We start from the raw sequence: 13470 nt of genomic DNA, 5'->3' as shown, positions 1-13470 counted from the left end.
CCCCCCTGCACCAGCCGCTGACGCCCGCCGTTCTCGCCGATCTGCGGCGCCCGCGGAAGTACCCCGCGGTGTCGGTGCTGCTCCCCACGCACCGGCGGGAACCCGAAAACGCGCAGGACGCCGTGCGGCTGCGGAACCTCCTGGAGGAGGCGAAGGAGGCCGTCCACAACGATCCGGAGGTCTCCCGCTCCGACCGGATCGACGTGATCGGCCAGCTCGACCAGGCGCTCGGCGAGGTGGACCTGGTGCACGCCGAGGACGGTCTGGCGATCTTCGCCGCGCCGGGCGAGCACCACGTGTGGTCCCTCGGGCGGTCGGTGCCGGCCCGGGTGCTGCTCGCACAGACGTTCCTGACCAGGAACCTCGTCGCCGCGCACGCCGCCAACCAGCCCTTCTGGGTGCTGGCCGTGGACTCCGAGGTCGCCACCATGTGGAGCGGCGGCCGCCGGCACATGCCCGAGGCGACCGACGACGGGCCGTTCCCGGTCCGGCGCCCGTCGGTGGACTTCGACCCCGAGCACCAGGAGCAGATCGGGGACACGCCGAGCACCTTCCGCGACGAGGAGACCCGCAGGTTCCTGCGCGAGGTCACCGAGGCGGCCGGGACGGTTCTGGCGTCCGATCCGCGCCCGCTCTACGTCGTCGGCGAGGTGGAGGCGCTCACTGCGCTGGACGACGCGGGGCCGGTGGTCAGGGAAGCGGTCGCCAAGGTGTCCCAGGGCGGTCTGGCCGAAGGCCCGGGCACCGCGCTCGGCGAGGCGATCATGGCGGCCGACCGGGAGCGCGACGAGCAGCTCGTCGCCGACGTCCTCACCGATCTGGACCGGGCCCGCAGCCGCAAGGCGTTCGCCGGCGGCGTGGACGAGGTGTGGTCCTGCGTCACCGAGGGCCGGGCCTCGCTGGTGGCCATCGAGGACGGCTACCGCACCACGGTCCGCGAGGACGGCGAGCACCTGATCCCCGCGGACTCCGGCGACCGCAACGCGCGCGACGACATCGTCGACGAGATCGCCGAGCAGGCGCTGGACTCCGGGGCCCGGGTGCACTTCGTCCCCGACGGCGGGCTCGACGACGCCGGGCACATCGCGGCGGTCCTGCGCTACTAGCGGTTCCGCGCTGCCGTCGATTTCGCGTTCTTGGACGCGAGTCCGGGGCCGCCGGGAGGCCCACGGAGGAACGACGGGGTCTCGGCGGGCCTCGGCCGGGCTCAGCCCGCCACGCCGCCACGCCGGACAGCAGAGGAGACCTACGTCACATTTGCCGGGCCGATGTCACGGAGCAACCCGCCGCACCGCTCTTAGGGGTGGACCGGATGACGGGGAGGCTCATCGTGACCGAGACGCTGGCACAGCACCGCGCGACCGCGGACGACCGCGCGACCGAGGTGTTCGTGGGCCACCGTGAGCTGCTGTTCTCCGTCGTCTACAACATGCTCGGCAGCGTCTCGGACACCGAGGACGTCCTCCAGGAGACCTGGCTGGCGTGGGCGCGGCGCAGCCGGGGCGGGCTCGGCGACGAGATCGACAACCCCCGGGCGTATCTGGTCCGGATCGCGGTGAACCAGGCCCTGGCCCGGCAGGCGAGCATCAACCGCCGCCGGGAGACGTACGTCGGGCCGTGGCTGCCGGAGCCGCTCATCACCCGCACCCCGGACGCCCAGGACAGCGCCCAGGCCGTGCTGGCCACCGACGCGGCGGAGTCCGCGCTGCGCAACGAGTCGGTGTCCATGGCACTGCTGGTGGTGCTGGAGACGCTGACGCCGCTGGAGCGGGCGGTGTTCGTCCTGCACGAGGTGTTCGGCTACGCGCACACCGAGATCGCCGAGATCCTCGGGCGCAGCGCCTCGGCGATCCGCCAGCTCGCCCACCGGGCGCGCGAGCACGTGCAGGCCCGCCGGCCCCGCTACCAGACCGACCCGTACGTCCAGCAGCAGGTCACCGAGCGGTTCGTGGCGGCGTCTTTGGGCGGTGACCTCTGCGAGCTGATGGACCTGCTCGCGCCGGACGTCACCCTGTGGACCGACGGCGGCGGCAAGGCGCGTTCGGCGCTGCGCCCGGTACAGGGCCGCGACAAGGTGGCACGGCTGCTCAACGGCTACGCCTCCACGCAACTGCCCGAGGCGCTGGACATCCAGTACCGGCACGTCAACGGCGATCCCTCGGCGGTGGTCTTCTCCGGCGACTCGCCGTACGCGGTCATGGTCGTGGACCTCGACGCCGAGAACGACCACGTGACGGACATCTACCTGGTCACCAACCCCGACAAGCTGCAGGGTGTGCGGCAGGGACAGGGCGGGACCGGGCACGAGGCGCCCCTGGAGGCGCGCGGCCCCCAAGACGGCGGCGCCGGGGACATCCCGACACTCCCCGGCGCCGCGGACCCGGGGGCCGCCGGGTGAACCCCCGTACCGGCGCGCGGCGACCCGCACCCCGCGGGACGCTCCCCGGTCACCCGGCGGCCTCCGAACCCATCTGACGCGCCTGACGCACCGTCAGGGCAAACCTGACGGCGCGGACCCCGCGCGAGCCCCGTCCGCAGCAACCGTCCGCCGGCGCCGGCGGACGCGTGTGACCTCGACGTACCCGCGGTTACCGGCCCTTGCCACTTTTTTACCCGCTGATACTATGACGCCCGAAGTTCTGCCGGCCGGCAGCTCGTACCACGGGGGGTGCGTGCTGCCGGCCGCAGGACTGTCCCGGACCGGCCGTTCGGTGGCTCAGAGCCGGGCCGCCACCCGGCCCAGGGGGACCGCCTGGCGCTGCTCCTGCCTCCCGTGCCGTACGAACGCCCGGACGTGGCGCAGCATCCGGTACTCGTAGCGCGTGCCCCTGCTTACCTGGAGCAGGGAGGCGTCCGCCAGCTCCGCGAGCAGGCACATGGCCTCGGTGCGGGTGAACTCCGGTGCCAGCGACGCCAGTTCCGGGCCCTCGACGGTGACCGGATCGGCCTGCGCGGCCAGCCGGCCCAGGAACACCTGCTGGCGGCCGGTGAGCATGTCCCAGCTCCACCGCATGCTGGCCAGCAGCGAGCGCTGGTGCGGCAGCAGGGCGACATCCGGGTATCCGAGGAGTTCCAGGACGTGCTCGGGCGCCAGCAGCGCCGAGGCCGGCACCGACCGCAGCCGGCGCGCGGCGAACTCCACGAGCCGCGGCACGCCGTCCAGTTCGCGGCAGAGGGCTTCGACGGCCTCCGGAGGGGCCGTCGCCTCCTGCTCGCCGCAGCCGTTGAGGATCCGCTGCCGCATCAGCTGCAGGGCGCTGCCGGCGGGCAGCGGCGCGGTCTCCCACAGGCACGCCTCGGGCAGCGCCGGAGGGCGGCGGCCGGTCAGCAACAGCCGCACCTCCGGGCGGGCGCCGCGCAGCTCCTCCACGAGCAGCGAGGCGACCTGCGGGAGGTGCTCGGTGGTGTCCAGGACCAGCAGCGCCGGCCCGGGGGCCGGTCCGGCGGGCGGACCGCCGAGGAGGGCCTCCACGGCCTGCCGGGCGGCGGCCAGCCGCACGGGGACGTCCGCCCCCGGCGCGGACGTCGCGGCCGGGACTCGGCCGAGCTGGACCACGGCCACCCCGCCGGGATAGCGGTGGGCGGTGCGTTCGGCGGCCGCGAGCGCGAGGCGGGTCTTGCCCACGCCGCCGGGTCCGGTCAGGACCGTGACGGGGTTGGCGTCGATGAGCGCGCACAGCCGGTCGAGTTCGGCGTCCCGCCCGATGAGCGAGGTCCTCGGCGGACGTGGCCCGCGCCACTGGCCGTGGTCGGCGGGCGCTCCCCCGGGACGCGCCGCCCCGGCCGGCCCGCGGCCGGCCCGGCCGCGGGGATCCGGGTCGAGCACCGAGAACAGCAGGTCGAGCGAGCTGCGCCGGGGGCTCTGGATCCGGCCCCGTTCCAGATTGCGAATGGTGCGCACGCTGATCCCGGAGCGTTCCGAGAGTTCTTCCTGGGTCAGGCCGCGCTGGGTCCGTAACGCCAGGAGTAAGTCGTGCCTCATGCCCGCACCTCACCCGACCGCCGCGGCCCTGTGGCGGCCGGTGTGCGGGCGTGCCGCCGGCCCTGGCAGCACGGCCCGAATATCAGTGACACGTGGTCACGCCCCCCTTGTGGTCGCTCGCTTGTCGGTCAACAGGTCCCGATCGTCGTCGGTGGCGGCCGGTGGCGGTCGGCGGGTCCCCGTCCCGCGCGTCGCCGGTGGCCGGAATTGCGGCCGTTTTGCCCGCGGGAATCACGGAGGCGGCCGGCCCGCATCATGGCATGGCGGATCAAGCAAGGACGAGTAGGACTCGGCAAGGGCTTTTCCGGACCGCGCGACGGCGCCCGTCCAACTGATCTTTCGCCTGACCTGTACGGACCCGCGGCCCGGCGGCGAATCGCGCCGGTATGACCCACAGCCTCCCTTGGTGAAGTTTTTACCTTCGGAGTGCTGGTGACGGGCGTTCAGTAATGAGCGATCGCCGTACTTCCCCCTGTCGTGCCGATCGCGATGTGCGGCTTCGCCGCGGGTTTCAGCCAGGCGGTGAGGGCGGTCATCGCGGCGGCCGGGACGGACACGCAACCGGCCGTCGCCCCGCTGCCGTTCACGTGCAGGAAGATCCCGGCGCCGCGGCCCCTGACCGGCGTGCCGTAGTTGAAGTCGACGACGATCGCGTGCGCGTACTGCACCGGGTACCGGTCCAGGTGCTCGGACTCGCTCGCCCGGCAGTCCGCGGGGAGCGGGCTCACCCAGCGGTTGTAGGAGGCCGACCTGACGTCCTCGCACCACCAGGACGAGGGCGTGACGCGCCGGTAGGGCAGCGTGGTGCCCGCGGGCGCGGCCGAGTTGCCGAAGGCGAAGGGCAGCCCGTACAGGCCGCTCGGGGTGGTGTCGGTGTTGTGGCGGCGGGTGGCGCCGTCGGCGAGGCCCCGGGCGCCGAAGCGGGCCGGCGCGCTGCCGGCGAGCCGCCACCCGGCGCCGCTCCTCGCCCACCAGCTCAGCGTCCCGGAGGTGGCGGACAGCGAGCCGGCCGTCGCGGTGACGAGCTGGGTGCCGCCGCCGGTGTCCGCCAAGGTGACCGGCAGCGTGACGGGCCGCCGGACGGGGGCGGGCCGGTGGACGGGGCCCGGCCCGGGCGCCAGGGCCAGCGTCATGGCGGCAGCCGAGGCGAGAGCGACGGGGACGACGGGGACGGCGGTGAGCACGGGCGCCTCCTGCGGGTCGGAACCGGTCGCCGGGCCGGTCGCCCGGGCCGCTCGCCGGGGACGGCACGGCCGGGCCGCCGGTCCCCGTTGAGGCCGACATCTATCACGCGGGGCGCCGGCCCGGCCCGGCTCCGTGGCATCCGGGGTCCGGGCGTGTCCCGGGACTCAGCCGTTCCCCGGAGAGGCGGCAGCCGGGGAGCCCTCCGCCGCGGCCAGGTCGAACCGCCAGTCGTTGGACCTGATCGGATGGCCCTTCGGGTACTCGAATTCGCACGCCCCCATCAGGACGAAGCCGGCCTTGCGGCACACGGCGTTGGAGGCGGCGTGTTCGAGCTTGGGGAAGGCGTGCAGGTGGCGCCGGCTCCCCCGGCTCCGTGCCTCCCGGACGACGGCCCGGGCGGCGGCCACGGCCACGCCCCGCCCCTGGAACTCCGGCAGCACGCCCCAGCCGGTCTCGTACACCGGCTCGTCCCGCCAGGTCTGGGCCCAGAAGCCGATCGAACCGGCGACCTCGGCCGTCCCGTCCAGCACCACGGCGAACATCCGGCCCGCGTCGCCGTCGATCCGCAGATAGCGCTCATGCCGGGCGAGGAGCGCCTCCTCGGTCTCCGGCCCGCCGAGGTAGCGGGTCATCTCCGGCGCGTTGGTGCGGCGCAGCAGCTCCAGGTCGTCCGGCGACCAGGGACGGAGACGGACGGTCACGGGGGTGCCGGCGGGCGCGGTGGCGTTCATGCTCCGCACCGTACGCCGGGGGGCCGACAACGCCCGGGGGTCCGGCGGCACGGGCGAGCGGCGACCGGCAAGGGCCGGGGAACGCTGAGAGCGCCGGGAAGCGCGGGGAAGGCCGGGAACACCCAGGAACGCCGGGAAAAGAAGAGCCCCGGCCAGGACGGGGGGGCCGGGCCGGGGCAGATCGCGGGAGGGGCGTCGTGGCGCCGCCTCACATTGTTAGTTTAACACTCAATGAGCGTAGTCGAAGCCATGGGGCGCGCCGCCGCTCCCGGCCGCGGTCCCGGCGGGCACGGCGCCCGCCCCCTGGGCTCCCGCCGCCTCCCCTGCGGCGCCCTGGGCGGTCGCGGCGGGCGGCGCGGCGGGAGAGCCGGGCAGCGGCGCCGCGGGGGTGAGCACGCCGTCCAGCAGGTCGCAGAACTTACGGCCGTCGGTGGGCAGGTCCCGCCGCCAGGCCATGGCCACCAGCGGTCCGAGGAAGAGCAGGGCGGCGGTGAGCGAGGAGGTGACGGAGAGCCGTACGAGCGTGCCGTCGGCGTGCGGCAGGAGGTCGAAGGAGTACAGGGGCACCTGGGTGCCCAGCGGGCTCCACATGCGCTGACCGCGGAACGCTATCCGCCGGCACGGCTCGAAGTCCGCGCAGACCAGCGAGTGCGGCCGGTGGCGGCCGGGGTAGCGGTAGCGGTACACCGCGTGCGGGCCGGGAGTGACGTACGTGGCGTCCACGGACGCGACACCGGAGCTCCAGAGGGCGAGATTGCGGGCGTCGGCCAGGAAGTCGAAGACCTCCGCGGCCGGCCTCTGCACGAACACGTTCGTCGACACGCTCGGCATCACAAACCTCCCCGGTAGCGGCGTGGACGGCGTGCCGCTCGGGCGCAGGACCGGTTCGGCAGTGCGTGCGCCTGGCGGGCGGCGAGCCGCCTGTTTCACTCCTCTCGAAAAGCGTGCCCCTCAAAAGGTCACATGTCGTGGCAAAGAGCCCATTCGGGTGAGAACGCTCCGTGTCCGGGGAGCGGTGGCGCGGGCCCGGGGCCGATAGCCTGACCGCGTGGAGGAACAGCAGGTACCCGCCCGGTTCGAGCGCGGCACGGACGGTCCGAAGATGATCGTCGCCGGCCTCGACGGCAGTGATTCGTCCTGGCGTGCGGCCGCGTACGCGGCGGGCCTGGCGCGCCGCCAGAACGCCACCCTCGCTCTGGTGTATGTGCAGCCCTACCTGCCCGGTGGCGCCGCCCTCGGCGTCCCGGTGTCGGAGGCGGAGACGGGGGTCGCCGAGCAGTTGCTGGCCGAGATAAGGAAGTCCGTCGAGCGGGTGCGCGACACCTTTCACGTGCGCTGGGAGTTCCACACCTTCCGCGGCGACCCGTACAACGGGCTGGCGACGGCCGCCGACCAGCTCACCGCGGACGCGGTGGTGGTGGGGGCCTCGGAGCGCGCCGGGCACCGGCTGGTCGGCTCGGTCGCCGTCCGCCTGGTGAAGACCGGGCGGTGGCCGGTCACGGTCGTCCCGTGACCCGTCCGGCCGCCGGCCGCCGCCGCGGCGCACTCCCCCGGAGCTAGTCCCCGGCGGTGCCCGTGGCGGGGGCGTACTTGTAGCCCACCCGGCGCACGGTCACGATGCTCCCGCGGTGTTCCGCGCCGAGTTTGCGGCGCAGCCGGGCGATGTGAACATCCACCGTGCGGCCGTCGCCGATGTGGCCGTATCCCCACACCGTGCTGACGAGATGGTCGCGGGAGTGCACGCGGTGCGGGTGGGCCACCAGATGGGCCAGCAACTCGAACTCGAGGTAGGTGAGTTCCAGCGCCCGGCCGTCCACCTCCGCGGTACGGCGCTCACCGTCGACGCGCAGCGGCGCGGCGGCGGGGTCCTGCGCGGTGGCCGGACCGGGCCCGGGCGGGACGGCGGAGGGGTCCGCGCCCTGTTCGGCGGGGACCAGGACCAGATAGCCGACCATCGGGGTGCCGCCGGAGACGGCGGACAGCACGTGCCCCGGCGCGGGCATCCAGGTGGCGCCGGGCGGCAGGAAGTCGGGGGCGGGAGGCGCCTCGCCGGCGCGTACCGCGCGCAGGTGCTGGCGGGCGGCCTGGGCCGCCTGGGCGGGCGCCGCGGACGCGGAGGCGGTGGTGGCGGGCAGGGGCGGAATGGAGGACACGTTCGACATGGGTTCGGCTCTTTCGCGCGAAGGGTCGTGGGACTCCGTCTTGCGCGGGACCGGGGTGCCGATGGCGGTGACGCGGCAGCCGGGGGGCTGCGGGCGGTCAGCGTGACAGGCGGGTCCGCGCGGGGATCGCGCGGCGACACCAGCGGTCGAAGTGGTGCTCCTGCCGGGACGGCCAGAAGGGCTCGAGGTCGAGGCGACCTGTCCCGGTGTCAGTAGTGCTGGCCATGCGCACCATTGAACCAGACCGGGCGGGCGGGGCGTGAGGGGTCGGCACAGCCGGTGACGTGGCCGCGGTCACGCCGCACCCACCCGGTCCGCGGTGCGGGGCGGGGCCGGGCGTAGGCTGAACCGCCGAATGAAGGAGCCCCCCATGCAGATCCACCACCTGATGAACCTCGCGATCGACAACTCGGCCGGGCCGGGCCCGGTGATGCGGACCGTCCTCGTGGGGTCGGTGGTCGGTGTCGTGCTGCTCGCGTGGTTCCTGCTGCGCGGCTACGGCAAGAAGGACTGAGCTCTCCGCTCCGGCGGGTACACGACAGGGGCGGCGCAGGCGCGCCGCCCCTGTCGTGTACCGCAGGATCCGCCCGGGTCAGCGGATCGGCAGCCCGGACAGGGTCCGGGCGATGACCAGGCGCTGGATCTCGCTGGTGCCCTCGAAGATCGTGTAGATCGCGCTGTCCCGGTGCATGCGCTCGACCGGGTACTCCCGGGTGTAGCCGTTGCCGCCCAGGATCTGGATGGCCTGCGCGGTGACCTTCTTGGCGGTCTCGCTGGCGAACAGCTTGGACATCGAACCCTCGGCCGAGGTGAACGGCCGGCCCGCGGTCGCCATCCAGGACGCCCGCCACACCAGCAGCCGGGCCGCGTCGATCTGGGTGCGCATGTCGGCGAGCTGGAACGCCACGCCTTGATTGTCGATGATCGGGCGGCCGAACTGCTCGCGCCCGGTGGCGTATTCGAGGGCGTACTCGTAGGCGGCGCGCGCGGTGCCGACGGCCATCGCGCCGACCGCGGGGCGGGACGCCTCGAAGGTGGCCATCGCGGCGTTCTTCCCGCGCTCGCCGCTCTCCCCGCTCCTGGCCCGCTCCCGCGCCCGGGCGAGCCGCTCGTCGAGCTTCTCCTTGCCGCCGAGCAGGCAGTCGCCGGGGACCCGCACGCCGTCCAGCACGACCTCGGCGGTGTGCGAGGCCCGGATGCCGTGCTTCTTGAACTTCTGGCCCTGGGAGAGCCCCGGCGTGCCGGGCGGGACGATGAACGAGGCGTGGCCCCGGGTGCCGAGCTCGGGGTCGACGACCGCGACGACGACGTGGACGTTGGCGATGCCGCCGTTGGTGGCCCACGTCTTGGTGCCGTTGATCACCCACTCGTCGGTGGCCTCGTCGTAGACCGCGCGGGTGCGCATGGCGCCGACGTCGGAGCCGGCGTCCGGCTCGGAGGAGCAGAAGGCCGCGACCTTGACGTCGCCGGCGTCGCCGTACATCTGCGGGACCCAGGTGCCGATCTGCTCCTCGGTGCCGTTGGCCAGCACGCCGACGGCGGCCAGGCCGGTGCCGACGATGGACAGGGCGATGCCCGCGTCGCCCCAGAACAGCTCCTCCATGGTCATCGGGATGCCGAGACCGGTGGGGTCGAAGAACTGCTGCGCGTAGAAGTCCAGGGAGTACAGTCCGATCTTGGCCGCCTCCTGGATGATCGGCCAGGGGGTCTCCTCACGTTCGTCCCACTCGGCGGCGGCCGGGCGCATGACGTCCGCGGCGAAGCCGTGGATCCACTCGCGCACGGACTCCTGGTCCTCGTTGAGTTCGAGCGTGAACTCGCCCATCGTCCCCTCCACGTGCTGGTTACTAGCGGTAACAGCAGTCTGTTACCGGTCGGTAAGGAATGTCAACTCCCCCCTTGACGGACGAACAGGACCCGCCGGGGTGTTACGTTGCGCAGACCAGCGGCAATCGAACAATCTGGGGAGGCCCGGTGGAGACCGGCCAGCGCGAGGACCAGCGGACGGCCACCGAACGGCGGCGGCACGAGCTGCTCGAGGCGGCCGAGCGGGTGGTGCTGCGGGACGGGCCCGAGGCGTCCATGAACGCGATCGCCGCCGAGGCCGGGATCACCAAGCCCATCCTGTACCGGCACTTCGGGGACAAGAGCGGCCTGTACCGGGCGCTCGCCCGCCGTCACACCGACGCCCTGCTCGCCACCCTGCGCGCTGCGCTGGACTCGCCGGGCGACCGGCGGGACCGGGTGGAGGCGACCCTGCACGCCTACCTCTCGGCGATCGAGACCCGCCCGCAGGTGTACCGGTTCCTGATGCACCCGGCCGAGACGCCCGCCGCCGACGGCGAGAAGGGCTTCGACGTCGGGCGCCACTCCGCCCCGCTGCTGCGGCGGATGGGCGAGGACCTCGGCGAGGTGATCGCCGAACGACTCGACCTCGGCCCGGACGGACCGCTGGTCGCCCGCGTCTGGGGCCACGGCATCGTCGGCATGATGTACGCCGCCGGGGACTGGTGGCTGGGCGAACGCCCCTGCTCGCGCGACCAGTTGGTGCGCATGCTGGCCGACGTGCTGTGGGGCCGGCTGGGGGCCGTCGACGACCGCGCGGGCAGCCAGGGCTTCTAGCGTTCCCCGGGCCGGTCCGCCCGGCGGGCCGCGCGCAGCGCCCGGCGCCGCCGCAGACCGCGCAGCCGGTCGGTGTAGACCGTGCCCCGCAGGTGGTCGTACTCGTGCTGCAGGCAGCGGGCGAAGAAGCCGGTCCCGCTGACGGTGACCGGGTTCCCCATGGCGTCCACTCCCTCCAGCACCGTCTCGTCGAAGCGGCGGGTGCCGGCCTCCACGCCGGGCAGCGACAGGCAGCCCTCGGGACCGGTGACCTCCACCCCGCCCAGGCTCACCAGGCGCGGGTTCACCAGATGGCCGAGATGGCGGACGTCGTCGTCGTCCGGGCAGTCGTGGACGAGGACCCGCAGCGGGACCCCGATCTGGTTGGCCGCCAGACCCACTCCCCCGGCCGCGTACATCGAGGCGAACATGTCCTCCACCAGCCGCAGCAGCGGTGCGCCGAACTCCGTCGCCTCCTCGCAGGGCTCGTGCAGAACGGGGTCGCCGAGCAGCCGCAAGGGGTGGACGGTGCCGGTGCTGCCGGGGATGGTGCCGCGTCGCATGGGGTTCAGCGTAGGGGCTGGGCGGGGCGGCGAGGTGCGGGGAGGGTGCCCGGACTCGATAGGCTGAGCGGCGACCGGAACCCGCAGGCCGCGCAGGCGGTCCAGGGAGCGGAGGTCCGGCCCCGCCAGGGCAGTGGCGCGGCCGGGAGTCGAGGAGGAAGACAGACGATGGCAGGCAACTCTGAGCCGCTGTCGCCGCGTGCCAAGCTGGCCGTGACGGCGGGCAGGGCCGCGGCGGCGGTGTCGCGTGTGGCGGGCCGCGGCAGCGGATCGGTGATCGGCGGCAAGGTCGCGCTCCGGTTCGACCCCGACCTCCTCGCCCGGCTCGCACGGCACCTCGATGTCGTCCTGGTCTCGGCGACGAACGGCAAGACCACCACCACCCGGCTGCTCGCCGAGGCGCTGCGGGCCAACGGCCAGGTGGTCTCGAACGCGCTCGGCGCCAACATGCCCGCCGGGATCACCTCGGCGCTGGCCGGCGGCTCCGAGGCGCGCTACGGCGTCATCGAGGTGGACGAGAAGTACCTGGCGACGGTGGCCCGCGACGTCGCGCCCAAGGCCATCGCGCTGCTCAACCTCTCCCGCGACCAGCTCGACCGCGCGGCCGAGACCCGGATGCTCGCCGAGAAGTGGCGCGAGGGCCTGGCCGGCGTCGAGGCGATCGTCATCGCCAACGCCGACGACCCGCTGATCGTCTGGGCGGCCTCGTCCAGCCCGACGGTGGTGTGGGTTGCGGCCGGCCAGGAGTGGAAGGACGACGCCTGGTCCTGCCCGTCCTGTGGCGGCGTCCTGCAGCGGCCCTCGGAGGACTGGTACTGCGCCGAGTGCGGTTTCCGCCGCCCGACGCCGACCTGGGCGCTGTCCGAGGACCACGTCATCGACCCGTACGGCGTCGCCTGGCCGATCCACCTCCAGCTCCCGGGCCGGGCCAACCGGTCGAACGCGGCCGTCTCGGCCGCCGCGGCGGCGGCCTTCGGGGTCGACCCGAAGATCGCGCTGGAACGGATGTACAAGGTCCAAGCGGTGGCGGGCCGTTACGACGTGGTCACCTACCAGGAGCGCGAGCTGCGGCTGCTGCTGGCGAAGAACCCGGCCGGCTGGCTGGAGACGTTCTCCCTCATCGACCGGCCGCCGACGCCGGTGATCCTGTCGGTCAACGCGCGCGGGGCCGACGGCACGGACACCTCCTGGCTGTGGGACGTGGACTACACCCGGCTGGCCGGGCACCCGATCCTGGTCATCGGCGACCGCAAGATGGACCTCGCGGTGCGTCTGGAGGTCGCCGGCCTGCAGTTCCTGGTGTGCTCCGACCTGGACGAGGCGGTGCGCTCCGCGCCCCCCGGCCGGATCGAGTCGATCGCCAACTACACCGCCTTCCAGGACCTGCGCCGCAAGGTCGGCAACTGACCCGCCGCCCGACCCGTGCCGGCACCCGACAAGGAGAAGCACGCATGACTGATTCCAGCCTCCGCCTGGTGTGGGTCTACCCCGACCTGCTGAGCACCTACGGCGACCAGGGCAACGCGCTGGTGGTCGAGCGCCGCGCGCTGCAGCGGCGGGTGCCCGTCTCCCGGGTCGACGTCCGCTCCGACCAGCCGATCCCCACCTCGGGTGACATCTACCTCATCGGCGGCGGCGAGGACCGCCCGCAGCGGCTCGCGGCCGAGCGGCTGCGCCGCGACGGCGGACTGAACCGCGCGGTGGCCAACGGCGCGATCGTCTTCTCTGTGTGCGCGGGCTACCAGATCCTCGGCCACGAGTTCGTCAACGACCTCGGCCGACCCGAGCCGGGCCTGGGTCTGCTCGACGTGGTGAGCGTGCGCGGCGAGGGCGAGCGCTGTGTGGGCGACGTGCTGGCCGACATCGACCCGCAGCTGGGGCTCCCCCCGCTGACCGGCTTCGAGAACCACCAGGGCGTCACCCATCTCGGCGCCACCGCCCGCCCGCTGGCCCGGCTGCGGGTCGGCAAGGGCAACGGGACCGGGGACGGCACCGAGGGCGCCTACAACGACACGGTGTTCGGCACGTACATGCACGGTCCCGTGATGGCCCGCAACCCGCACATCGCGGACATGCTCATCAAGCTGGCCCTGGACGTGAACGCCCTCCCGCCGGTCGACGACCAGTGGTACGACGCGCTGCGGGCCGAGCGGATCGCCGCCGCGGTGCAGCCCGCCTGAAACCCGGCGGGCCAGGGAGTTCACCGGACGGACCGGAGCCCGACGGACGCCCGTCGACCGGTGTTC

At 73.7% G+C, this 13470-nt stretch carries 15 protein-coding genes; 7 read left to right on the top strand and 8 right to left on the bottom strand.

Annotation, left to right across the window (positions count from 1 at the left end; all coding sequences use genetic code 11):
* The first annotated feature begins 5 nt into the window (after positions 1-5).
* Together K7862_RS12025 and sigJ are read left to right on the top strand one after the other, a co-directional pair.
* Complete coding sequence (locus K7862_RS12025) at positions 6-1106, top strand: baeRF3 domain-containing protein (RefSeq protein ID WP_222962525.1); 1101 nt, start codon at positions 6-8, stop codon at positions 1104-1106.
* A 224-nt stretch (positions 1107-1330) separates the two neighbouring features.
* Positions 1331-2398 (top strand): RNA polymerase sigma factor SigJ, encoded by a 1068-nt coding sequence (gene sigJ / locus K7862_RS12020; protein WP_308011939.1) that lies wholly within the window; start codon positions 1331-1333, stop codon positions 2396-2398.
* 318 nt (positions 2399-2716) lie between these two features.
* Here the strand turns inward: sigJ and K7862_RS12015 are convergent, their stop codons facing one another.
* The 4 genes from K7862_RS12015 to K7862_RS12000 form a co-directional block, all read right to left on the bottom strand.
* Entirely contained in the window at positions 2717-3982 is a 1266-nt protein-coding gene (locus K7862_RS12015; protein WP_222962486.1) for a helix-turn-helix domain-containing protein, read from the bottom strand.
* A 443-nt stretch (positions 3983-4425) separates the two neighbouring features.
* Entirely contained in the window at positions 4426-5115 is a 690-nt protein-coding gene (locus tag K7862_RS12010) for a L,D-transpeptidase family protein (RefSeq protein WP_222962524.1), read from the bottom strand.
* A 216-nt stretch (positions 5116-5331) separates the two neighbouring features.
* The gene (locus K7862_RS12005) at positions 5332-5898 is read right to left on the bottom strand and encodes a GNAT family N-acetyltransferase (protein WP_222962485.1); all 567 of its coding nucleotides are present in this window, start codon (positions 5896-5898) and stop codon (positions 5332-5334) included.
* A 228-nt stretch (positions 5899-6126) separates the two neighbouring features.
* Positions 6127-6720 carry an SRPBCC family protein gene (locus K7862_RS12000; RefSeq protein ID WP_222962484.1) on the bottom strand — a complete coding sequence of 198 codons (594 nt, stop codon included), beginning with the start codon at positions 6718-6720 and terminating at the stop codon, positions 6127-6129.
* Between the two features lie 280 nt (positions 6721-7000).
* Here K7862_RS12000 and K7862_RS11995 point away from each other — a divergent pair, with 280 nt between their 5' ends.
* Positions 7001-7411: a universal stress protein gene (locus K7862_RS11995; protein ID WP_222962523.1), complete on the top strand. Its 411-nt coding sequence runs from the start codon at positions 7001-7003 to the stop codon at positions 7409-7411.
* Positions 7412-7454: 43 nt separating this feature from the next.
* Here K7862_RS11995 and K7862_RS11990 read toward each other — a convergent pair whose 3' ends face one another.
* Both K7862_RS11990 and K7862_RS37475 read right to left on the bottom strand, forming a co-directional pair.
* Positions 7455-8060, bottom strand: a complete 606-nt coding sequence (locus K7862_RS11990) for a winged helix-turn-helix domain-containing protein (protein WP_222962483.1) — start codon at positions 8058-8060, stop codon at positions 7455-7457.
* 97 nt (positions 8061-8157) lie between these two features.
* The gene (locus K7862_RS37475) at positions 8158-8286 is read right to left on the bottom strand and encodes a hypothetical protein (RefSeq protein ID WP_262412995.1); all 129 of its coding nucleotides are present in this window, start codon (positions 8284-8286) and stop codon (positions 8158-8160) included.
* Positions 8287-8430: 144 nt separating this feature from the next.
* Here K7862_RS37475 and K7862_RS11985 point away from each other — a divergent pair, with 144 nt between their 5' ends.
* Positions 8431-8574 (top strand): hypothetical protein, encoded by a 144-nt coding sequence (locus K7862_RS11985; protein ID WP_222962482.1) that lies wholly within the window; start codon positions 8431-8433, stop codon positions 8572-8574.
* A gap of 78 nt (positions 8575-8652) precedes the next feature.
* Here the strand turns inward: K7862_RS11985 and K7862_RS11980 are convergent, their stop codons facing one another.
* Complete coding sequence (locus K7862_RS11980; RefSeq protein WP_222962481.1) at positions 8653-9885, bottom strand: acyl-CoA dehydrogenase family protein; 1233 nt, start codon at positions 9883-9885, stop codon at positions 8653-8655.
* Positions 9886-10034: 149 nt separating this feature from the next.
* Between K7862_RS11980 and K7862_RS11975 the strand changes: the two genes are divergently transcribed.
* Positions 10035-10682, top strand: a complete 648-nt coding sequence (locus tag K7862_RS11975; RefSeq protein WP_222962480.1) for a TetR/AcrR family transcriptional regulator — start codon at positions 10035-10037, stop codon at positions 10680-10682.
* Here the strand turns inward: K7862_RS11975 and def are convergent.
* A complete protein-coding gene (gene def, locus K7862_RS11970) occupies positions 10679-11224 on the bottom strand; it encodes a peptide deformylase (protein ID WP_222962479.1) in 546 nt (181 codons plus the stop codon). The two genes, K7862_RS11975 and def, sit on opposite strands and share 4 nt — an antisense overlap.
* Positions 11225-11392: 168 nt before the next feature.
* Between def and K7862_RS11965 the strand changes: the two genes are divergently transcribed.
* Positions 11393-12631, top strand: coding sequence for a MurT ligase domain-containing protein (locus tag K7862_RS11965; RefSeq protein ID WP_222962478.1), 1239 nt, complete (start codon positions 11393-11395; stop codon positions 12629-12631).
* Positions 12632-12675: 44 nt separating this feature from the next.
* Complete coding sequence (locus K7862_RS11960; protein WP_222962477.1) at positions 12676-13404, top strand: type 1 glutamine amidotransferase; 729 nt, start codon at positions 12676-12678, stop codon at positions 13402-13404.
* The last annotated feature ends 66 nt before the right edge of the window (positions 13405-13470 follow it).

It is taken from the genome of Actinacidiphila acidipaludis (genome assembly GCF_019890725.1).
GTDB lineage: Bacteria > Actinomycetota > Actinomycetes > Streptomycetales > Streptomycetaceae > Actinacidiphila > Actinacidiphila acidipaludis.
The sequence above is the reverse complement of the archived record's forward strand: the minus strand, read 5'-3'. Positions and strand labels throughout refer to the sequence as shown.